This window comes from Leucobacter muris (genome assembly GCF_004028235.1).
In the GTDB taxonomy this organism is placed as follows: Bacteria; Actinomycetota; Actinomycetes; order Actinomycetales; family Microbacteriaceae; genus Leucobacter; species Leucobacter muris.
In genome coordinates this window covers 1,968,205-1,990,191 of sequence record NZ_CP035037.1, presented here as the reverse complement: position 1 = coordinate 1,990,191, position 21,987 = coordinate 1,968,205, and the positions used below count along the sequence as shown (strand labels likewise).

The window sequence follows — 21,987 nt, the reverse complement described above, 5'->3', positions numbered from 1 at the left end:
GAGGAAGAGGCTCCGATGGGTGAGGCGCGCACGGGTGCCGCGGTTCCGGTGACGACGTCGGCGCCCGGATCGACGCGGGCGACGCTGCGCGCGATCCGGGGTGTGCTGCGCCGTCGCGCAGACCGCGTCGACGCGGGGGAGATGGCGTTCCGCGTCTACGCCGCGATCATGCTGGTCATCATCGTGGTGGCACCCGTGGTGCGCGTCGCTCTGCTGTGGCTGCAGCACGAGCTGCCGCAGTCGGCCGCGGCGGGTGACGGAACCGTCGGTCTCGTCGCAGCCGCCCTCACCGCCGTCACGGTGCTGCTCGTGCTGGCCGGCGCGCAGTTCGGCCCGGCCCGTGCCGACCTGCCGCAGGTCGACCTGCTGCTCACCGCACCGGTGCCGAGGTGGCGCCTGCTCGGCGGCCCGCTCGCCCGCGGTCTCGTTCTCGGGGCGTTCGCGGGGGCGGTCGCAGCCGGCATCGTCGTGGCGGCGCGCGCGATGCGGGCAGAGTTCGACCCGGGTCTCGCCGTCGCGCTTCCCCTGGCGGGCGCGGCGGTCGGGCTGCTCGCCGCGGTCGCTCCGCTCCTGGGGCAGCTCGGGCGCCGCACGCGGGCGGGCGCCGCAGCGGTGCTCGCCGCGCTCGTGTGCGCGCAACTGCTGGGTGCGGCGGCCTGGAGCGCGCCGATCGATCCCTGGTCGTGCGCCGCGCGCCTGCTCGTCGACGGCGCCGCCTCCCCGCTGCTCGCACTCGCGCCGATGGGGTGCGCGATCGCAGCGGCCGCGTGCGCGCCGCTGCTCGCCTCACGGCTGCGGTGGGAGGATCTGCGAGCGCAGGCGCTGCGCTGGGACACCGTGCAGACGCTCGTCGTCGCGGGCGATCCCAGCGCCGGGCTCGCCCGGCTGGGCTCCCCGGTTCGGTGGGGGCGGCGCCTGAGGCTCCAGCCGCGCGGGGGTTTCACCGCGTCGATCGTGCAGCGCGACCTGCTCGGCATCGCCCGAACGCCGGGCCGCAGCCTGGTGGGCCTCGGCGGGGTGCTCGGGGCCGGTTCGATGTGGGCAGCCGCACTCGGTTCTGGCGGCGCCGTTGATCGGTTCGCCGCAGTGAGTCCGACAGGGGACGGTCTGCTGCCGTTCGGCTCGGCCGCCCTGTGGGGCGCCGCGGCCCTGCTGCTCGCCTACCTGTCGAGCTCGGCGTGGTGCCGCGGGCTCGCGGCGGCGGCCCAGGCGACCGGTTCGCCCTCGCTGCTGCCGGCGTCGCCCGCGGGGCTCATGGCGCGGCACCTCTTCGCGCCGGTCGGGCTCGCCGTGATCGCGATGGTCGCGGGGGCGATCGGAGGTGAGGCGATCAGGTCGCTGCTCGGCTCCGGTGCCGGCGGCGGTGCCGGAGACGGGACGGCGTGGGCGGTGCTGTCAGCCGCGCTCGTCGGCTGCGCGGCGGTCGCCCTGCGCGCGGTCGCCGCGTTGAAGGGCACGATCCCGATGCGCTTGCTCGCGCCGGTGCCCACGCCGGTCGGGGACGCCTCGGGGATCAACGTGCTGCTCTGGACGCTCGACGGGCCCATCGCCTCGGTGTTCGTCGGTGCGGGCCTCGCGCTCGTGTGGGCTCTGGCGCAAGGCGGGGGGATCCCCCCGATCACCGCGTTGGTCGTGAGCGGCGTCGGGCTGGCGGCGGTACTGCTCTGGGCGCGGGTGCGGCTCGGCAGGCCAGGAGGCTGAGGGCGGTGACACAGAGCACTGCGGCACGCACCGCCGGCTCGTAGCCCGCGTGATCATGCGGGACACGCCCGGGATACGCGGCTCGATTTGCCGAGTGGCTCGAAGGTGTGCCAATATATATGAGTTGCCAGCGCGGCGGGGAAGCCCGAAGAGCTGCGACAGTGTCCGGCCCCATCGTATAGCGGCCTAGTACGCCGCCCTCTCACGGCGGTAACGCGGGTTCGAATCCCGCTGGGGTCACGGAAAGAAAGCCTCACCTTCGGGTGGGGCTTTCTGCGTTTCCCGGCCCGGCGTTTGCTTCATGGGACGCCTCTCGGAGGCTCCGCCGGCACGGCAGCTCGATCCTCGGCTGAACAAGTCTTCCCTGGGCGTGATTCTGACAGTGGCAGCGCAGTCTCCATGGAGTGATGCTGCGGCCGCGCCCCCCCCGAGATCACGGCGTATCCGGGCACCGAGCTGGCCGGAACGGGCTCCGCCGTCAACGTCGCGAACGCGCAGCACGAAGCAGGCGCTCTGCCCGTGCTCGGCGGCGCCGGCATGAGCGATCGGGGTCGCGGGCGCGATCCTCATCGCCGGCGGTGTGCTCTTCGCGGTGTTCGGACGCCGCAAGCAGCAGGAGCGGGCAGCGGGCACCACCAGCGCGGCCTGACCCCCGCCGCGCTCTCGGGCCTCCCGCTCCCTGCGACACGCTCAGAGGCGGGAGGCCTGCGGGCCTCTGTCCGCCGTGCCTGGTGACTGCGCCTCGAACCGTGACCGGATCCGCCCTGCAGTACCACCATTCGAGCACCGATGGACGTTCACGCACCTCGATTCCGAGTGCTGCGGTGCGTGAACGTCGATCGGTGCGGCGGGACCGGTGCCGTCGTCCCGGCGCCTGCGGACCGCGGGATATCCCTTGCGTATTGCAGGCGCCCGCTTGGGGCTCAATGTCCGCGGTCGCGAGTAAGCTGGTCACGTTCTGTTCAGGCACGAAGAGGAGCGTTCAGTGACCCGCACCATCAAGCTCGCCGTCCTTCCGGGCGACGGTATCGGACCCGAGGTGATCGAGCAGGCCAACCGCGTGCTCGACGCCGTGCTCGCCGGCGGCGACGTGGTGCTCGACCGCACAGAGTTCAAACTGGGCGCCGAGCGCTTCCTCGCCACGGGGGAGACCCTGCCCGAGGCCGAGCAGGCCGAGATCGCGCAGCACGACGCGATCCTCTTCGGCGCGGTGGGCGGGGTTCCCGGCGACCCGCGCCTGAAAGACGCCAACATCGAGCGGGGTCTGCTGCTCAAGCTGCGCTTCGACTTCGACCACTACGCCAACGTGCGCCCCTGCACGCTCTTCCCCGGAGTCGAGTCCACTCTGAAGCACCCCGGCGACGTCGACTTCCTCGTCGTGCGCGAGGGCACCGAGGGCCCCTACGCTGGCAACGGCGGGCGTCTGCGCGCCGGCACCCCGGCCGAGGTCGCGACCGAGGTCTCGGTCAACACCGCGTTCGGCATCGAGCGGGTGGTGCGCTACGCCTTCGAAGTGGCGAGCAGGCGCCCGCGCCAGAAGGTTACCTGGGTGCACAAGACCAACGTGCTGGTGCACGCCGGCGCCACCTGGCAGCGCATCGTGCAAGCCGTCGCCGCCGAGTACCCCGACATCGCAGTCGACTACATGCACGTCGACGCCGCCACCATCTTCATGGTGCAAGATCCGTCGCGCTTCGACGTGATCGTCACTGATAACCTGTTCGGTGACATCCTCACAGACCTGGCCGGCGCCATCGGCGGCGGCATCGGGCTCGCAGCCAGCGGCAACATCAATCCCGACGGCACGTTCCCGAGCATGTTCGAACCCGTTCACGGTTCTGCGCCCGACATCGCGGGGCAGCAGAAGGCGGATCCGACCGCGGCGATCCTGTCCGCAGCCCTCATGCTCGACCACCTGGGGCTCTCCGCAGAGGGCGACCGCGTGCGCGACGCCGTGCGCGCGGACCTCGCCGTCCGCGGGGCGTCGACCCGCTCCACCACCGAGGTGGGCAGCGCGATCATCGATCGCATCGCCGCGCGCTAGCACCGGCCGGCCCCTCCCGAACCCCTCTCACGGCCGCCCGTTCGGGCGACAGAAAGCAACTCCATGACCGAGCTCACCTTCACCCGCACCCCGGCAACCCGCCTTCCCGACGCCGAGCGCGAGGCCGTCCTCGCCGACCCCGGTTTCGGCAAGCGATTCACCGATCACATGATCTCGATCGTCTGGGACCGCGAGCAGGGCTGGCACGACGCCGAGGTGCTGCCCTACGGCCCGATCCCCATGGATCCGGCCTCGTCGGTGCTGCACTACGGTCAAGAGATCTTCGAGGGGCTCAAGGCGTACCGCCACCCGAACGGCGACATCGTCACCTTCCGCCCCGAGGCCAACGCGCAGCGGCTCAACGAGAGCGCCGCGCGCCTCGCGCTGCCCGAACTGCCGGTCGAGCTGTTCGTGCAGGCCATCCGCGAGCTCGTGACCGTCGACGCCGACTGGGTGCCGAGCGGTCACGATCAGAGCCTCTACCTGCGCCCCTTCATGATCGCTGACGAGAGCTTCCTCGGGGTGCGCGCGGCCGAGCGGGCGCGCTTCATGGTGATCGCCAGCCCGGCCGGTCCGTACTTCACGGGCGGCGTGAAGCCCGTCTCGATCTGGCTGTCGGGCGAGCACGCCCGCGCCGGCCGCGGCGGCACCGGGGCGGCCAAGTGCGGCGGCAACTACGCCTCGTCGCTGCTGCCCACCCGCATCGCCGCCCAGCACGGCTGCGCCCAGGTGCTCTTCACCGACTCGGCCACCGAAGACACCATCGACGAGCTCGGCGGCATGAACCTGTTCCTCGTGCACCGCGACGGCAGGCTCGTCACCCCCGAGCTCAACGGCAACATCCTCGACGGCATCACCCGCAAGAGCCTCATCCGCCTCGCGCAGGATCGCGGGCTCACGGTCGAGGAGCGCAAGGTCACCGTCGGCGAGTGGCGCGCCGGCGCGGCCGACGGCTCGATCACCGAGGCCTTCGCGTGCGGCACCGCGGCCGTGATCACCCCCATCGGGCAGCTGAAGAGCGAGCAGGGGGTGCTCGTCGATTTCGGCGATCGCGCCCCGGGCGAACTCACCATGTCGCTGCGAGACGAGCTCACGGGCATCCAGTTCGGCACCGTCGCGGATCGCTTCGGCTGGGTCGAGCGCATCGTCACCGCCGAGGGCTGAGAGTCCGCCCGGCGGATCCGCTCCATCCGCTCCGCACCAGTCACACGAACCCAGAGGGAAGGCACATGAAGGTCGTACGCTTCGAGACAGCGGGAGAGATCTCGTTCGGGATCCTCGATGAGGCCGACGGCGGCGGCATCGAGATCGTCGAGCTCGCCGCCGATCCGCTCGTCGCCGGCTTCGACACCACGGGGCGCCGCCTCCGCCTCGAAGACGTGCGCCTGCTCGCCCCCGTGATCCCGCGCTCCAAGGTCGTCTGCGTGGGCAAGAACTACGCCGACCACGTCGAGGAGATGCGGTCCGAGACCGGCGGCGAGACGCCCGAGGAGCCGCTGCTGTTCCTCAAGCCGAACACCTCCGTGATCGGGCCGGGCGACCGCATCGTGCGCCCCGAGATCTCGGATCGCGTCGAGCACGAGGGCGAACTCGCGATGGTGATCGGCGCGGTCGCGAAGAACGTGCCCGAAGACGAGGCGCTCAAGTACGTGTTCGGCTTCACCTGCGCCAACGATGTGACCGCCCGCGACCTGCAGATCGCAGACGGGCAGTGGACCCGGGGCAAGGGCTTCGACACGTTCTGCCCGCTCGGCCCGGTCATCGAGACCGATCCCGACCTCGAGGACGCGCGCGTCGTCACCCGGGTCAACGGCCAGATCAGGCAAGACGGTCGCACCTCGCAGCTCATCTTCTCGCTCGCCCGCATCGTCGCGCACGCCTCCCAGGCGTTCACCCTGCTGCCCGGCGACGTGATCCTCACCGGCACCCCCGCGGGGGTGGGCAGGCTCGAGGCGGGCGACACGGTCGAGGTCGAGATCGACGGCATCGGAATCCTGCGCAACACCGTCGTGTGACGCGCGCGAGGGGGAGCGGCATGAGTAGCGACGAACGTGAAGAGCGCACTCCCGGGGGCACCACCCGCAGGTCGATCCTGCGCGGCGGCGGCCTTCTCGCCGCGGGAGCCGCGGTGGGCATCGGCGGCGCCGCAGTCGCGCGCGGCCTGAGCGAACAGGGTCAGGTCGGTCAGCCCTACATCCCCGAGGAGTTCGCCGCGCCGAAGGCCCGCAAGACGCCGGGCTTCGACCACCTCGTCGTGCTCATGGGCGAGAATCGATCCTTCGACAACCTGCTCGGCTACCTCTACGCACCCGACACGCTCCCGGACGGCGCGTCCTTCGAGGGGCTCGCCTTCCGCGAACAGTCGAACCGCGCATCAGACGGCACTTCGGTGCCGGCCCACGTCTACACCGGGCCGACCGACCGCATCATGCGTCAGCCCGATCCCGACCCGGGCGAGGAGTATCCGCACGTCAACACCCAGCTCTTCGGCACGCTCGACGAGCACAACCGCGGCAAGCACGTGGCCGACATGCGCGAACCCTACAACGCGCCGCCCCCCGGGCAGCAGGCCACGATGGAGGGGTTCGTGCTCGACTACGAGACCGACTTCCGCGGTCGCACCGGCCGCGCCGAACGAGACCAGATCATGGGGTCGTTCAGCCCCGACATGCTTCCCGTCACATCGACCCTCGCGCGCGAATTCGGCGTCTACGACCACTGGTTCTGCGCCGTACCCAGTCAGACGTTCTGCAACCGCAGCTTCTTCCACGCCTTGACCTCGCACGGCTACGTCACCAACTCGCTGGGCGACGGCTACGACAAGTGGCTCCGGGCCGCCCCTGCGCCCACCGTGTTCAACCGGCTCGAAGAGGCCGGGCTGAGCTGGCGCGTCTACTTCGACGAACTGCAGCTGATCTCGTTCACCGGCATGATCCACGCACCCGTGCTCGAGCGGTTCTGGAAGACCGAGCGCTTCGCCACGATGGAGCAGTTCGAGACCGACGCGAAGAACGGCGACCTGCCCGAGTACGCGTTCATCGAGCCCCGCATGGTGTTCAACCACAACGACTTCCACCCGCCCGTGGGCGTCGCGCGCGAGAGCGCCGTCGACGGCGAGAACGTCTACAACGGAGCCCTCTCCGACGTGCGCGCCGGCGACGCCCTCGTGCACCGCGTCTACACCGCGATCCGCACCTCCATGTCCGAGCAGGGGTCGAACTACCTCAACACGGCCATGCTGCTCACCTTCGACGAGCACGGCGGCACCTACGACCACGTCGCACCGCCCGCCGCCGAGCCCCCGGTGCCGGGTGCGGGAGAGATGGGCTTCACCTTCGACCGACTCGGCTGCCGCGTGCCTGCGGTGCTCGTGTCGGCCCACATCGAGCGCGGCAGCGTCTTCACCGACACCATGCACCATGGGTCGCTCGCCGCCACGCTCAGCGACCGCTTCGGGCTCGAACCGCTCACCGCGCGCGACGCCGGAGCCCGCTCGATCGCCGACTCCTTCAACCGCAAGGTGCCGAGGCACGTGGCCGACTGGCCCCAGCCCTCACCCGCGTTCGTACCGCCGAACCCCGAGGGCGGGCCGCACCCGGCCGACGCCCACCCCGCCCGCCCGCTGAGCCCGCCCGCGAAGGGGCTGCTCGGCCTGCTCATCTCCCGCTACGGAACGGCTGCCGAGCGCGCGAAACCGCCGCAGACCTTCGCCGACGCCTACGCGATGCTGCAGAAGTACGGGCAGGGCCTCTTCGGGGTCGCGGCCTGACCCCGAACGGAGACGACGGATCCGGTTGCCGAACCGCAACTCGCGATGGAGCGTGCGGGCGAGAGACGGGCCGGCCTCCCGGGGCGCGGCCGTTCCGCCCGCCCGCACCCCGAAGCAGGCGCGTCGGCGGGCCCGCACCCACTCTTACGCGACGTTGCAGAGGTCTGCCGGGCGGCGTGACGAGCACTGCCCGATCGGTGTAGCATGACGCGACGGGCGACGGCGAATCCGCCGCGCTGCACCCACCTCGAACGGACGGTCCTGAGATGGCAGCCGACACCCCCGCCCCGCCCCGGTTCGGAGTGGAAGAGGAGTATCTGCTGCTCGACGCCCAGACCGGCCTGCCCCGCGACGGCGCCGACGGCATGATCGCAGCGCTGCCCGGGCTGCGGGCCGAGCACGAGTACTTCCACAGTCAGCTCGAGACCGCGACGCCGCCCTGCGCGGCCGCAGCCGAGGCCTTCGTCTCGCTCGCCGAGTTCCGCACCGCGGCCTCGCGGGCGGCCACCGAGCAGGGGCTCGTGCTGGCCGGCACCGGCCTGCCGCCCCTCGGAGGCGATGCTGCCGGTCGCGTCACCGACAGCGAGCGCTACCGAGACATCGACCGCACCATGCGGGGGATGGTGCACCGCTACTACTCGACGGGCACGCACGTGCACGTCGAGGTGCCCTCCCGCGACGCGGGCGTCGAGGTGTTCGCGCGCATCGCCCGGTGGTCGCCCGCCCTCGTCGCCCTGACCAGCAACTCGCCGCTGTGGCTCGGAGACGACTCGGGCTACGCGAGCTGGCGCTACCTGCAGCTGCAGCAGTGGCCGAGCTCCGGCTACCCGCCGCACTTCGCCGACGCCGCGGCCTACGACGACGTGGTGCAGCAGCTCGTGCGCGCCGGCGCTCTGCTCGACACCGCACTCGTGAACTGGTCGATCCGGCTCTCCGAGCGGTTCCCCACGATCGAGCTGCGCACCGCCGACGCCCAACTCGAGAGCGGAGACGCCGTCGCGTTCGCGCTCGTGTTCCGAGCCCTCGTGGATCGAGCCCTGCGCGAGCGAGAGGCCGGAGCCCCGGTTCCCGAGCAGCAGCGCGACGTGCTGCGCGGCGCGCACTGGCTCGCCGCCCGCAACGGCCTGAGCAGCGACCTGATGGATCCCGTGAGCGGCAGCCCGAAGCCCGCCTTCGACGTGATCGACGACCTCGTCGAGCACGTCGCCGACTCGCTCGACGCGGCAGGCGATCTCGGGCACGTGCAGGGCCTCGTGGAACGCCGCCGCGCCGACGGGGGCGCCGCGGCGCTCCAGCTGCGAGCCTGGAACGCGGGCGGCATCGGCGCCCTGCTCGACCTCTACCGTGACGCCTCAGAGGCCGATGCGTAGGGTGGAGGCATGAACGCACAGCGCGCCCACAACGGATTCACCCTTCCCGCGATCGGACTCGGCACCTATCAGCTGAACGGCTCGGCGGGCGCCGCCGCGGTGAGCGAGGCCGTGCGCGGCGGCTACCGCCTGCTCGACTCCGCATTCCGCTACGAGAACGAGGGCGCCGTGGGCCGGGGCGCCCGCGACTCGGGGGCGGATCGGGCGTCGCTGATCGTGACGAGCAAGCTGCCCGGCCGGCATCACGAGCACGAAGCCGCCCTGCGCACGATCGAGGAGAGCGTGTACCGCACGGGTCTCGACGCGATCGACCTCTACCTGATCCACTGGCCCAATCCGATCACCGACCGCTACGTCGAGGCCTGGGGAGCGCTCCTCGAGGCGCGCGAGCGCGGGCTCGTGAGGCAGGTCGGCGTCTCGAACTTCCTGCCCGAGCACATCGAGCGCCTCGAACGCGAGACGGGCGTGCTGCCGGTCGTGAACCAGATCGAGGTGCATCCGTTCTTCCCCCAGCAGGAGGCGCTCGACTACCACCGCGAGCGCGGCATCATCACCGAGGCGTGGAGCCCGGTGGGCCGCGGCCGCGAGCCGATGCACGCGGAGGCCGTGGCGGAGATCGCCGCGGCGCGCGGCATCAGCCCGGTGCAGGCGATCCTCGCGTGGCACGTGGCCCGCGGTGTCGTGCCGCTCCCGAAGTCGCTGAACCCCGATCGTCAGCGGGAGAACCTCGCCGCCGCCGAGATCCGGCTCAGCGACGCCGAGGTCGACGCGATCACCGCGCTCGGCCGGCCCGACGGCCGCCTCGCGGGGCAGGATCCGGCGGTCTACGAGGAGTTCTGACCCGCGGATCCGTCGCGCCCGGGCGCGTCCAGCTCGCGGATGAGACAATGGGGGTGATGGATCCCAACAAGCTCAACCATGACGCGCAGCCCGCAGAGGGCAAACTGATCAAGACCCGCCCGCGCGCCGGTGCTGACGGTGCGCGCCCGCAGGTCAAGCCCCAGGCCGAGGGCTGGACGCAGATCACCAGCCCCGACGGCCGCCCGACGCTGCAGTTCGCGTCGCCGCGCGTCAAGCAGCCCGCCACGCATCTCGCCGACCTCACACTCGCCGAGCGCGAGGCCAAGGTGGTCGAGATCGGGCTGCCGAAGTTCCGCGCCAAGCAGCTCTCGAAGCACTACTTCGAGCACCGCACCACCGACCCGGAGCACATGACCGATCTGCCGAAGGATCGCCGCGACGAGCTGGTCGAGACGTTCTTCCCGCCGCTGCTCACCGAGGTGAAGCGGCTCGTCACCGACGACGGGGCCACGATCAAGTTCCTGTGGCGCCTGTTCGACGTCGCGCTCGTCGAATCTGTGCTGATGCGCTACCCGGGCCGCATCACCCTGTGCGTGTCGAGCCAGTGCGGCTGCGGCATGAACTGTCCGTTCTGCGCGACCGGACAGGCCGGCCTCACCCGCAACATGTCGACCGCCGAGATCCTCGACCAAGTGGTGCAGGCCAACCGCGTCATCGCCGAGGGTGGGCTCGGCCGCAAGCGCGAGTCGGGCAACGGCGCCGAACCCGAGCGCGTCAACAACATCGTCTTCATGGGCATGGGCGAGCCGCTCGCCAACTACAAGCGCGTCATGAACGCGGTGCACCGCATGATCGCTCCGTCGCCCGAGGGGCTCGGCATGTCGGCGCGAGGCATCACGGTGTCGACCGTGGGGCTCGCGCCCGCCATCCGCAAGCTCGCTGACGAGGAGATCCCGATCATCTTCGCGCTGTCGCTGCACGCGCCCGACGACGAGCTGCGCGACGACCTGATCCCGGTCAACAGCCGGTGGAAGGTCGAGGAGGTGCTCGACGCGGCCTACCACTACTACGAGAAGACGGGCCGACGCGTCTCGATCGAGTACGCCCTCATCAAAGACATGAACGATCATGCCTGGCGCGCCGATCTGCTGGCCGACAAGCTGAACCAGCGCGGGCGCGGCTGGGTGCATGTGAACCCGATCCCGCTCAACCCGACGCCCGGCTCGATCTGGACCTCCTCGACCCGCGAGGTCACCCGCGAGTTCGTCGACCGACTCAACGCGGCCGGTGTGCCGACCACGCTGCGCGATACCCGGGGCAAGGAGATCGACGGCGCCTGCGGTCAGCTGGTCGCGACCGAGCAGGACAAGGAGGAGGCCGCGGCTTTCGCCGCGAGCTGAGGCCTCTCCCTGCGCTCGGCACCCGGGCGACAGCTGGACCGCGTTCGCCGCGGCCCCAGGTGCTCAGCGCCCGAGCGCGCGAGCCAGCAGCTCGACGTCGTCGGTCGTGTTCCAGAGGTGGAACGCGATGCGCGCGTTGCCCGCCCGACCCGATGCCGTGATGCCGCCGGCGGTGAGCGCGGCGAGGTCGCGGCCGTCGGGGTCGGCCCAGGTGACGATCGCGGAGTCGCCGGTCGGCAGCCCGAGCACCCGGCGCGCGGCGTTCGCGAGCCCGAGGTCGTGCGCGTGCACGGCGGCCGGGTCGAGCGCCGCGAGATCGCGCAGCGCAGCCTCGGTGCCGCCGAGCACCGGCCATGCGGGGGAGACGTCGAAGCGCCCCGCACCCGCGGCGAGGGGCGTGTGCCCCGCGTAGCAGGAGCTCCAGACGTCGTCGGCCGAGTACCAGCCGGCCGCCATCGGCACGAGCTCGTCGTCGAGCCCGGCGCGCACGGTGAGGAAGGCCGTGCCGCGGGGCGCGCACAGCCACTTGTAGGCGTGGCAGACGGTGAAGTCGAAGGCCGCGGCGCCGACGGGTAGCCAGCCGAGCGACTGGGTGAGGTCGACGAGGGTGCGCGCCCCGACGCGCTCGGCGGAGCTCCTGATCGCCGCGGCGTCGGCCACTTCGCCCGAGGCTGACTGCACGAGCGAGAACGCGACGAGCGCCGTGTCCGGCCCCACCTCGTCGGCGAGCCGCGCCACGGGCGCGTAGCGCACCCGCACCCCGCGATGGGCGAGCTGTTCGAAGGGGTGGGTGAGCGAGGAGAAGTCGCCGGTCGCGCAGATCACCTCCGCGCCGTCGGGCACCGAGCTCGCGACGACGGCGACGAGCTGAGAGACCTGCGAGCCGAGCGCCACGCGGTCGGCGGCGACACCGGCGAGGTCTGCGAAGAGCTCGCGGCAGCGGTCGGCCTGCTCGCCGAGCGCGCGGGCGTCGGCGCGCCCCGCAGCCCACTCGTCCACGAACGCCCGCATCGCCCGTGCGGTGGCGGCGGTCGGCAGCCCCGCTGTGCACGCGGAGAGGTAACCGGCGCCGGCGCGGAATCCGAGCTCGGCGATGGGCAGAGCCGAGTGAGTGGTGCGGGAGGCAGGGGCCTGGTCGGCGGTCATGCCGCCAGGCTAGGAGACCGCGATGCATAATGAAACAGAATCATTCTTATATTTTGCTTCATTCCCGGTTATGGCTGGCGTATCATCGATGGCATGACCACGCTCCGCACCACCGACCCCCTCGGCTCGATCGACTCGACCGAGTTGCGCATCCTGCACGCGCTCGCGACGACGGGCTCGCTCACCGCGGCGGCCGCGAGCCTCGGCCTGAGCCAGCCGGCCGTGAGCCAGCGCATCAAGCGCGTCGAGACGCGTCTCGCCGTGCCGCTCATCGAGCGCAGCGGGCGCGGCATCCGCCTCACCCCGGCCGGCCGTATCCTCGCCGACCACGGTCGCACCGTGGTGGCCGAGATCGACGCCGCGCTCGCCGCGATCGACGATCTGCGCGGGGAGCGGGCGGGCACGCTGCGCATGGTCGGCTTCCCGAGCGCGAGCGCCACGCTCGTGCCGGCGCTGATGCGCGAGCTCGCGGTCGAGGCCCCCGATGTCGCCCTGCAGTACCGCGAGGCCGAGCCCCCCGCCGCGACCGCGATGCTGCGCGACGGCGAGGTCGACTGCGCCCTCATCTTCGACTACGAGGGAGCCGCCGAGCTTCCCGCTGGCAGCGCCTTCCTGCCGCTGTGGCGCGAGGAGGTGCGACTCGTGGCCTCCGACGACCGCGCCGCCGGCAGCGACGAGGTGAGGCTCGGCGAGTTCGCGGCCGACCACTGGATCGCAGGCTGCGAGAAGTGCCGCGGCCACCTGCTGAGCGCGGCGGGCGAGGCCGGCTTCGAGCCCGACATCATCCAGGAGACCGACAACGTGCCCGCGATGCTCGCGATGGCCGCGGCTGGGGGTGCCGTCGCCCTCGTGCCGGGGCTCGCACTCGCCGCGGCCCGCACCCTGCCCGACGACGCGCACGCGCTGCGGCTCGACCCGCCCCGCTACCGCACGATCGGCATCGTCTCCATGGTCACCGCGAACGAGAGCCCCCAGGTGCGTCTCGCGAAGCGGCTGCTCGCGAGCGTCGACGGCTCGTGCTGGGGGCTGGAGCCCGTCGCGTGAACGCCGCCTCTCTGACCCTCGAAACCGACGAGTTGCAACGGGGAGGGCGCCTGCAGCGCCGCACCGTCGCCGTGCTGGCGGCGGCCACGATCCTCGGCGGGCTCGGAGTCGGCGCCTCGCTCTCGGTGGGCGCGCTGCTGCTCGCAGAGGTGAGCGGCAACGACGCGATCTCGGGGCTCGGCTCGGCCATGTTCAACGCGGGCGCCGCCGTCGCCGGCATCCCGCTCGCCCGGGTGGCGGCCCGCCACGGACGTCGCCGTGCGCTCGTCACCGGCAGCGCGATCGCGATGCTGGGAGCGGTCGTCGCGATCTACTCGACCGTGGTCGACCAGTGGTGGCTGCTTGCGGTGGGCATCGCCATGCTCGGCGTTGCGAGCTCGGTGCAGCTGATGTCGCGCTTCGCCGCGACCGATCTGGCGCTGCCGAAGAACCGCGCGCGCGACCTGTCGCTCGTGGCGTGGGCCATCACCGTCGGCGCCGTCGTGGGCCCGAACCTGATGGGCCCGGGGGCAGTCGTGGGGGAGGCGCTCGGCATCACCCCGCTCGCGGGGGTGTTCGCGTTCCCGTTCGTCGCGCAGGTCCTCGCGGTGCTCGTCAACTGGTTCGGCCTGCGACCGGATCCGCTGCTCACCGCGCGCCGGCTGCCGCCCGAGACCGACAGCGTGCCGACGGTGCCGGCCGCGCCCGTCGAGAGCGGCGGCGCGACCGCGGTCGTCGTCGACGGAGCGCCCCGGGCCGGCACTGGGAGGGGCTGGAGCCGGATCCCGATCCGCCCCGCGCTCGAACCGCCCCCAGGTGCTCACCGTCTTCATGATCGCGATGGCCCGGGCCATCATGGTGGCGATCATGGCGATGACGCCGCTGCACCTCATGCACCACGAGGGCACACCGCATCTCGTGGGCGTGACCCTCAGCCTGCACATCGCCGGCATGTACGCCCTCTCGCCCGTGTTCGGGGTGCTCGCGGGTCGCATCGGGCGACTGCAGGTGATCGGGATCGGCTGGGCCATGCTGCTCGGCGCCGTTGCCCTCGCCTACTTCGCGGGTCCGTCGCACGCCCTCGTGCAGATCGCGCTCGTGCTGCTCGGTCTCGGCTGGGGCGCCATCACGGTGGCGGGCGCAGCGCTGCTCACCGAGGTCACGCCGTCGGCCGACCGGCCCCGCTGGCAGGGGCGATCCGACACGATCATGAGCGCCGCGGGCGCGATCGCCGGAGCCCTCTCGGGCGTCGTGTTCGCGATCGGCGACTTCTCGTTCCTCGCGCTCGTGAGCGGGGGCCTGCTGGCGCTCGGCGCGCTCGCGATGCTGTGGGTGCGCCGCTGAGCCCCGGCGCTGCCCGCTCTCCCTCCGTTCCGCCCTGCTCCCGTCGGGCCGCCGTTCCGCCGTCTCCCCGTGGTTCCGCAACACCGTAACCGCACCGATCGACGCTCAAGCACCGATGCTCTCGGAATCGGGGTGCTCTCACGTCGATCGGTGCGGGAGCGCGACGAGGGCGCGCGCGATCGCCTCTTCGCCGCCGCTCGGGCACTAGAATGGAGACGATGTCTACGAGCAGCGTTTCCCAGTTCTCCACCGCAACCGGCAGCGACGTGCGCGTGCGCTTCTGCCCGTCCCCGACGGGCACCCCGCACGTCGGCATGGTGCGCACCGCCCTCTTCAACTGGGCGTACGCCCGGCACACGGGCGGCACCTTCGTGTTCCGCATCGAAGACACCGACGCGGCGCGCGACAGCGAGGAGAGCTACGCGCAGATCCTCGACTCCCTGCGCTGGCTCGGCCTCGACTGGGACGAGGGCATCGACGTGGGCGGCCCCCACGGGCCCTACCGCCAGTCGCAGCGCGGTGAGATCTACCAGGACGTGATCGCCCGCCTCACCGAGGCCGGCTACCTCTACGAGAGCTACTCGACCGCCGACGAGATCGACGCCCGCAACGAGGCCGCCGGCCGCCCGAAGCAGCTCGGCTACGACAACTACGATCGCGACCTCACCGTCGAGCAGCGCGAGGCGTTCCGCGCCGAGGGCCGCCAGCCCGCGCTGCGCTTCCGCGTGCCCGACACCGACCTCTCGTTCACCGACCTCGTGCGCGGCGACATCTCGTTCCCCGCCGGGTCGACGATCGACTTCGTGGTCGTGCGCCCCAACGGAGCTCCGCTGTACACGCTCGTCAACCCGGTCGACGACGCGCTCATGGGCATCACCCACGTGCTGCGCGGCGAAGATCTGCTCTCGTCGACACCGCGTCAGATCGCGCTGCACGGCGCGCTCGTCGACCTCGGCATCGAACAGGCGATCCCGCAGTTCGGCCACCTGCCCTACGTCATGGGGGAGGGCAACAAGAAGCTGTCGAAGCGCGACCCCGAGTCGAACCTGCTCCACCACCGCTCGCGCGGCTTCATCCCCGAGGGGCTGCTCAACTACCTGTCGCTGCTCGGCTGGTCGCTGGCCCCGGATCGCGACGTGTTCTCGCGCGACGAGATGGTGGCGGCGTTCGACGTCGCAGACGTCAACCCGAACCCGGCCCGCTTCGACCAGAAGAAGGCCGACGCGATCAACGCCGACCACATCCGTCTCCTCTCCGAGAGCGACTTCGAGTCGCGCATCCTGCCCTACCTGATCGCGGGCGGCGCGCTGCCGGTCGAGCCCGGTGAGCAGCAGCTCGACGTGGTGCGCCGCGCGGTGCCGCTCGTGCAGAGCCGCATCACCGTGCTCTCCGACGTGGTGGGTCTCATGGGCTTCCTGTTCACCTCCGCCGACGCCCTCGTCTACGAGGACGACGCGCTGAAGTCGCTCAAGGACGACGCCCCGCAGGTGCTCGCCGCGAGCATCTCGGCGCTCGAGGCCGTGCCCGAGACCGAGTGGCAGACCGAGCGCATCCAGGCCGCGCTGCAGGCCGCCCTCATCGACGGGCTCGGCCTCAAACCGCGCCTCGCCTTCGGGCCGCTGCGCGTCGCTGCGTCCGGCCGCCGAGTCTCCCCGCCGCTCTTCGAGTCGTTCGAGCTGCTGGGCCGCGACGAGTCGTTCGCGCGCCTGCTGCGGCTCGAGGCGCAGCTCGCGGATCGGGGGTAGCAGTGTCGGCCGGCCAGCAGTCGAAGCCTTTCGAGCCGACGGGCTCCCGGACGGGCGAGCTCGCCGACGAGCCCGACGACGGGGTGAACCGCGTCGGCGTCGCGATCATCGGTGGCGGCCCCGCCGGGCTCTCGGCCGGGCTGCAGCTCGTACGCGCCAATCGGCGCATCGCGATCCTCGACTCGAACCGCCCGCGGCACTCGGCCACACTGCAGTCCCACGGCTTCCTCACCCGTGACGGCGCGTCGCCGCTCGAACTGCGTCGGCTCGGCCGCGAGGAGTTCGAGGCGTACCCCACGGCCGTCTTCTCGCAGGCGATGACGCGCGAGGTGATCCCGCTCTCCGCCGACGAAGCGATCACGGCGGGATTCCCCGACGGCATCGGCTTCCGCGTGAGGGGCACCGGCATCCGCGGCGCCGCCGATGTCGAGTACGTCGCGCGTCGCGTGCTCATCGCCGCGGGGCTCACCGAGGATCTGCCGGCGCTTCCCATGATCCGCGCCTACTACGGCACGGCCCTGCACAGCTGCGTCGAGTGCGACGGCTTCGAGAAGACCGACAAGCCGCTCGTGCTGATCGGTGAGACGAGCGATCTCTTCGCCCGCGCCCTGCTCATCAGCCGATTCAGCTCAGACCTGATCGTCTTCACGAACGGCGCCGACACCCTGCGCCCCGAGCAGGAGGCGCAGCTCGCCTCCATCGGGGTGCGGGTCGAGCGACGCGCGATCGACGACATCGTGGGCGAGAAGGCCGAGATGACGGGGGTGCGGCTCGCCGACGGCGAGGTCGTTCCCCGCGTCGGCGGTTTCGTGCGGCCGCGCTGGCACGCTCCGGTCGAGTTCATGGGCGAGCTCGAGATCGAGCGCGACGACTGGGGGCTCGTGGTGGTCGACGAGCGCGGCGAGACCTCGGTGCGCGGCGTGTACGCGGTGGGAGACATCGTGCCGCCCGGGCCGCAGCAGCTGATCATCGCGGCCGGCAACGGCGCCCGCGTGGCGGCCAAGTTGAACATGGATATGATCCGAGGCATGCTCGGGGTGGGAATGATCGATGAGTGAGACGCAGCAGATGAACGCCGTACAGGGAACCGAGGATCCGTCGAAGTACCTCACGCCCGGCGCACGCGCCGCCTCGGCGGGAGGGCGCTACGCGCTGATCTCGGCGATCTTCGTGGGCATCCTGCTCATCTCGAACGTGGTTGCGGTCAAGCCGATCGCGTTCGGCGCGATCCCCTTCGGAGAGTTCTCGCTGCCGCTCGTGTTCGACGGCGGCGTGTTCCTCTTCCCGCTCGCCTACATCCTGGGCGACGTGCTCGCCGAGGTCTACGGGCTGAAGGCCTCGCGCCGCGCGATCCTCACGGCGTTCGGGCTCGCCCTGGTCGCGTCGCTCACGATCCTCGCCGTGCAGGTGTCGCCGCCAGCCGACGGCTGGGAGAACCAGGAGGCCTTCGCCGCGGTGCTCGGCTTCGTGCCGCGCATCGTGGCCGCGAGCCTGGTCGCGTTCCTCGCGGGGCAGCTGATGAACGCGTGGGTGCTGGATCGCATGCGCCGGCGCACCTCGGGCCGGTTCCTGCGCACCCGCCTCATCGGCTCGACCCTCGTCGGTCAGCTGATCGACACGCTGCTGTTCTGCACCATCGCGTTCGCCGGCATCATCACCGGCCTCGACTTCGTGATGTACATCGTGCTCGGCTACGTGGTGAAGGTGCTCGCCGAGATCGTGCTGCTGCCGGTGACGACGCGCGTGATCCGCGCCGTTCGCGCCGCCGAGGAACGCGGCACCGCCGCGTAGCGGACGCACTGCCGGACGAGCCGCCGGGTCGGCGCGCTCGGGGCCCTGGTCGTCGGCGGCGACCCCGCGCGCCCGACTGCCCGTCGCGCCGCGCCGCTGCCGCCGCCGCCGCGGCATGCGCGGCGGTCGGTTCGATCAGCGGGCGTAGCGCGCCGCGGCCTCCCGAGCGAACTCCATCCCGTACTGGCGGCCCAGCACCTCCTCGCGCAGCTCCACGAAGGTGCCGTCGATGATCGATGCCCGGATGCGCTCCACGAGACGCACGATGAAGCGCTCGTTGTGGATCGTCGCGAGGGTCGACGACAGCATCTCCTTCGCCTTGAAGAGGTGGTGCAGGTAGGCGGCGGTGTAGTTCTCGCACGTGTAGCAGTCGCACTCGGGGTCGAGCGGCTCGAAGCGTCGGCGCTGGGTCGCCGCCTTCGCGTTGATGCGGCCCGTGCTCGAGTACATGGTGCCGCCGCGCGCCTGCCGTGACGGGGCGACGCAGTCGAACGTGTCGGCGCCGGCCGCGATGCCGGCGAAGAGGTCGTCGGGTTCGGAGATGCCGAGCAGGTGACGGGGCTTGTTCTCGGGCAGTTCGTCGCTCACCCAGCCGCAGATCGTGCCGAGCTCCGCCTTCTCGAGCGCGCCGCCGATGCCGAACCCGTCGAACTGCTGCTCGGGGGCGTCGGCGCCGCTCATCTGGGCGAGCCCGCGGGCCGCCTTGCGGCGCAGATCCTCGTACTGGGCGCCCTGCACCACGCCGAACAGGGCCTGGTAGGGGCGGTGGGACCGCTCGGCCGTCTGCCGGGCGTGCTCGTCGAGGCACCGCACGGCCCAGCGGGCGGTGCGGTCGACGGAATCCTCCTGGTAGGCGCGGGTGTTGAACAGGGTCGTGCACTCGTCGAAGGCGAAGATGATGTCGGCGCCCAGCTGGTGCTGGATGCGCATCGACACCTCGGGGGTGAAGCGGTGGCGATCCCCGTTGAGGAACGACTTGAAGGTGACACCGTCCTCGTCGACGTGCGCGAGGCGCTCCTTGTTCTTCGCGATGACGTCGTCGCTCTGGTGCATGCCCTCGGTCATCGAGATGACCTTCTTGAAGCCGACGCCGAGCGACATCACCTGGAAGCCGCCCGAGTCGGTGAAGGTGGGGCCGTGCCAGTTCATGAAGCTGCCGAAGCCGCCGGCCTCGTCGACGATGTCGCTGCCGGGCTGCAGGAACAGGTGGTAGGCGTTCGCGAGCACGGCCTGGCCGCCGAGTCGGCCGACGGTCTCGGGCAGCAGAGCCTTCACCGTCGCCTTCGTGCCTACGGGGATGAAGGCGGGGGTCTGGATGTCGCCGTGGGGGGTGCGGATCGTGCCGGCCCGGCCGAGCGGCCGGCCGTCGCCGCCGTGATCCCCGCCCTCGTCGAGGCGATGCTCGACGGCGAACCCGAAGTCTGCGGGGGAGGGGGGAAGGGGCGATGCGGTCTGCTCAGTCACGGAGTCCATCTAAGCAGGGGAGCGGTGACAGAGGGGTCGGAACACGACGAGGGGGTATGGCGAGGAAGGGGTCGAGCGCTCGCGGTCGGTGTCGAAGATCGGGGAGCGCCCGAGCAGGGGTGTGCGCCCGTCAACCTGTAGACCGCACCCGGCCGGTCGTCGCGGCGCGCCCGGGAAACCGGCGCAGTGAACGGGAAACAGCCGATATCGGGCCAGTGCGGGGCGTAGCGGTGCCGGGCGTCGAGCAGGTGGCGAAGAGGTGAATCCGCGGAATCATGCGGCGACACGCCCGGGAAACGGTCGCGTGTTGCGGGGGCTCCTGGATCTGCGTAATGTATTCCCTTGTCAGCGCAACGAAGCCGGGCCGCAGAGCGGTTCGGTTCAAACTAATGCGCAGCGGGCACAGAATATGTGCTAGCTTAGACAGGTTGCTGTTCGGAAGGCTTTGGCTGGTACGGGTGGTGTCTGGTCTTTGAGAACTCAATAGTGTGCACTTGATTGTCATATGCCAATTATTTATCCCCGGCATCGGCTGTTTTGGTTGGTGTTGGAGATTCCTTTTTTGGATAACGAGATTGTCAGTAATGATGGTCTGTTGTCAGGTCAAACTCGCAGCTGGTTGCCTTATTCCGGTGGCTGGTCTGCATTGTTTTTTTACGGAGAGTTTGATCCTGGCTCAGGACGAACGCTGGCGGCGTGCTTAACACATGCAAGTCGAACGCTGAAGCCCGAGCTTGCTCGGGTGGATGAGTGGCGAACGGGTGAGTAACACGTGAGTAACCTGCCCATGTCTCTGGGATAAGCGCTGGAAACGGCGTCTAATACTGGATACGAGCATCCACTGCATGGTGAGGTGTTGGAAAGATTTATCGGACATGGATGGACTCGCGGCCTATCAGCTTGATGGTGAGGTAATGGCTCACCATGGCGACGACGGGTAGTCGGCCTGAGAGGGTGACCGGCCACACTGGGACTGAGACACGGCCCAGACTCCTACGGGAGGCAGCAGTGGGGAATATTGCACAATGGGCGCAAGCCTGATGCAGCAACGCCGCGTGAGGGATGACGGCCTTCGGGTTGTAAACCTCTTTTGTCAGGGAAGAAGCCTTTGGGTGACGGTACCTGGAGAAAAAGCACCGGCTAACTACGTGCCAGCAGCCGCGGTAATACGTAGGGTGCAAGCGTTGTCCGGAATTATTGGGCGTAAAGAGCTCGTAGGCGGCTTGTCGCGTCTGCTGTGAAAACCCGAGGCTCAACCTCGGGCCTGCAGTGGGTACGGGCAGGCTAGAGTGCGGTAGGGGAGATTGGAATTCCTGGTGTAGCGGTGGAATGCGCAGATATCAGGAGGAACACCGATGGCGAAGGCAGATCTCTGGGCCGCTACTGACGCTGAGGAGCGAAAGCATGGGGAGCGAACAGGATTAGATACCCTGGTAGTCCATGCCGTAAACGTTGGGAACTAGATGTAGGGCCTGTTCCACGGGTTCTGTGTCGTAGCTAACGCATTAAGTTCCCCGCCTGGGGAGTACGGCCGCAAGGCTAAAACTCAAAGGAATTGACGGGGGCCCGCACAAGCGGCGGAGCATGCGGATTAATTCGATGCAACGCGAAGAACCTTACCAAGGCTTGACATATACGAGAACACTGCAGAGATGCAGGACTCTTTGGACACTCGTATACAGGTGGTGCATGGTTGTCGTCAGCTCGTGTCGTGAGATGTTCGGTTAAGTCCGGCAACGAGCGCAACCCTCGTCCTATGTTGCCAGCACGTTATGGTGGGAACTCATGGGATACTGCCGTGGTCAACACGGAGGAAGGTGGGGATGACGTCAAATCATCATGCCCCTTATGTCTTGGGCTTCACGCATGCTACAATGGCCGATACAAAGGGCTGCGATACCGCGAGGTGGAGCGAATCCCAAAAAGTCGGTCTCAGTTCGGATTGGGGTCTGCAACTCGACCCCATGAAGTCGGAGTCGCTAGTAATCGCAGATCAGCAACGCTGCGGTGAATACGTTCCCGGGCCTTGTACACACCGCCCGTCAAGTCATGAAAGTCGGTAACACCCGAAGCCGGTGGCCTAACCCCTTGTGGGAGGGAGCTGTCGAAGGTGGGACTGGTGATTAGGACTAAGTCGTAACAAGGTAGCCGTACCGGAAGGTGCGGCTGGATCACCTCCTTTCTAAGGAGCACTCGACAGCTACGCTGTCGCAGAATGGTCAGATCATCACCGAATGTGTGGTGCTGGCTGCTCATGGGTGGAACATATGACAAGCAAGCCGGTTTGCTCGCCTGTGCTAGTACGCGGCGTCTTCATTCGTGGAGATGTTGCTGGAACGTGGGGGTGTGTGAGCGGGGTTGCGGCGAGTGCATACTATTGGGTCCTGGA

At 70.0% G+C, this 21,987-nt stretch carries 15 protein-coding genes, 1 tRNA gene, 1 rRNA gene and 1 pseudogene; 16 read left to right on the top strand and 2 right to left on the bottom strand.

Features of this window, described 5'->3' with window-relative positions; genetic code table 11:
- The first annotated feature begins 15 nt into the window (after nt 1-15).
- The 9 genes from Leucomu_RS09315 (at nt 16) to rlmN (ending at nt 11,085) form a co-directional block, all read left to right on the top strand.
- Nucleotides 16-1,701, top strand: coding sequence for a hypothetical protein (locus Leucomu_RS09315; protein WP_128387041.1), 1,686 nt, complete (start codon nt 16-18; stop codon nt 1,699-1,701).
- Nucleotides 1,702-1,868: 167 nt separating this feature from the next.
- A tRNA-Glu gene (locus Leucomu_RS09310) sits at nt 1,869-1,941 on the top strand.
- A gap of 745 nt (nt 1,942-2,686) precedes the next feature.
- The gene (locus Leucomu_RS09305; protein ID WP_128387040.1) at nt 2,687-3,745 is read left to right on the top strand and encodes a 3-isopropylmalate dehydrogenase; all 1,059 of its coding nucleotides are present in this window, start codon (nt 2,687-2,689) and stop codon (nt 3,743-3,745) included.
- A 63-nt stretch (nt 3,746-3,808) separates the two neighbouring features.
- Nucleotides 3,809-4,909: a branched-chain amino acid aminotransferase gene (locus Leucomu_RS09300; RefSeq protein WP_017883103.1), complete on the top strand. Its 1,101-nt coding sequence runs from the start codon at nt 3,809-3,811 to the stop codon at nt 4,907-4,909.
- A 65-nt stretch (nt 4,910-4,974) separates the two neighbouring features.
- A complete protein-coding gene (locus Leucomu_RS09295) occupies nt 4,975-5,760 on the top strand; it encodes a fumarylacetoacetate hydrolase family protein (RefSeq protein WP_017883102.1) in 786 nt (261 codons plus the stop codon).
- A 20-nt stretch (nt 5,761-5,780) separates the two neighbouring features.
- Nucleotides 5,781-7,514, top strand: a complete 1,734-nt coding sequence (locus Leucomu_RS09290; RefSeq protein WP_128387039.1) for an alkaline phosphatase family protein — start codon at nt 5,781-5,783, stop codon at nt 7,512-7,514.
- 266 nt (nt 7,515-7,780) lie between these two features.
- On the top strand, nt 7,781-8,884 hold the full coding sequence (locus Leucomu_RS09285; RefSeq protein WP_128387038.1) for a carboxylate-amine ligase: 1,104 nt from the start codon (nt 7,781-7,783) through the stop codon (nt 8,882-8,884).
- Nucleotides 8,885-8,893: 9 nt separating this feature from the next.
- The gene (locus tag Leucomu_RS09280; protein WP_128387037.1) at nt 8,894-9,724 is read left to right on the top strand and encodes an aldo/keto reductase; all 831 of its coding nucleotides are present in this window, start codon (nt 8,894-8,896) and stop codon (nt 9,722-9,724) included.
- 56 nt (nt 9,725-9,780) lie between these two features.
- Nucleotides 9,781-11,085, top strand: coding sequence for a 23S rRNA (adenine(2503)-C(2))-methyltransferase RlmN (rlmN, locus tag Leucomu_RS09275; protein WP_128387036.1), 1,305 nt, complete (start codon nt 9,781-9,783; stop codon nt 11,083-11,085).
- A 63-nt stretch (nt 11,086-11,148) separates the two neighbouring features.
- Here rlmN and Leucomu_RS09270 read toward each other — a convergent pair whose 3' ends face one another.
- Nucleotides 11,149-12,231 (bottom strand): aminotransferase class V-fold PLP-dependent enzyme, encoded by a 1,083-nt coding sequence (locus tag Leucomu_RS09270; RefSeq protein ID WP_128387035.1) that lies wholly within the window; start codon nt 12,229-12,231, stop codon nt 11,149-11,151.
- Between the two features lie 93 nt (nt 12,232-12,324).
- Here Leucomu_RS09270 and Leucomu_RS09265 point away from each other — a divergent pair, with 93 nt between their 5' ends.
- From Leucomu_RS09265 to Leucomu_RS09245, 6 genes and pseudogenes are all read left to right on the top strand, one after another.
- Nucleotides 12,325-13,275 carry a LysR family transcriptional regulator gene (locus Leucomu_RS09265; RefSeq protein WP_017883097.1) on the top strand — a complete coding sequence of 317 codons (951 nt, stop codon included), beginning with the start codon at nt 12,325-12,327 and terminating at the stop codon, nt 13,273-13,275.
- Nucleotides 13,248-13,844 (top strand): annotated as a pseudogene (locus Leucomu_RS15500) (MFS transporter); the annotation flags it as partial. The gene Leucomu_RS09265 and the pseudogene Leucomu_RS15500, both read left to right, overlap by 28 nt.
- Before the next feature lie 226 nt (nt 13,845-14,070).
- On the top strand, nt 14,071-14,598 hold the full coding sequence (locus tag Leucomu_RS15495; protein ID WP_228407049.1) for an MFS transporter: 528 nt from the start codon (nt 14,071-14,073) through the stop codon (nt 14,596-14,598).
- Between the two features lie 218 nt (nt 14,599-14,816).
- Nucleotides 14,817-16,343, top strand: coding sequence for a glutamate--tRNA ligase (gene gltX, locus Leucomu_RS09255; RefSeq protein WP_128387034.1), 1,527 nt, complete (start codon nt 14,817-14,819; stop codon nt 16,341-16,343).
- A gap of 2 nt (nt 16,344-16,345) precedes the next feature.
- Complete coding sequence (locus Leucomu_RS09250; RefSeq protein ID WP_228407048.1) at nt 16,346-17,401, top strand: NAD(P)/FAD-dependent oxidoreductase; 1,056 nt, start codon at nt 16,346-16,348, stop codon at nt 17,399-17,401.
- Nucleotides 17,394-18,134 (top strand): queuosine precursor transporter, encoded by a 741-nt coding sequence (locus Leucomu_RS09245; RefSeq protein ID WP_194294543.1) that lies wholly within the window; start codon nt 17,394-17,396, stop codon nt 18,132-18,134. The genes Leucomu_RS09250 and Leucomu_RS09245 overlap by 8 nt, the downstream gene beginning before the upstream one ends.
- A gap of 135 nt (nt 18,135-18,269) precedes the next feature.
- Here the strand turns inward: Leucomu_RS09245 and tgt are convergent, their stop codons facing one another.
- Nucleotides 18,270-19,607, bottom strand: a complete 1,338-nt coding sequence (gene tgt, locus Leucomu_RS09240; RefSeq protein WP_128387033.1) for a tRNA guanosine(34) transglycosylase Tgt — start codon at nt 19,605-19,607, stop codon at nt 18,270-18,272.
- 644 nt (nt 19,608-20,251) lie between these two features.
- Here tgt and Leucomu_RS09235 point away from each other — a divergent pair.
- Nucleotides 20,252-21,780 (top strand): 16S ribosomal RNA (locus Leucomu_RS09235).
- The last annotated feature ends 207 nt before the right edge of the window (nt 21,781-21,987 follow it).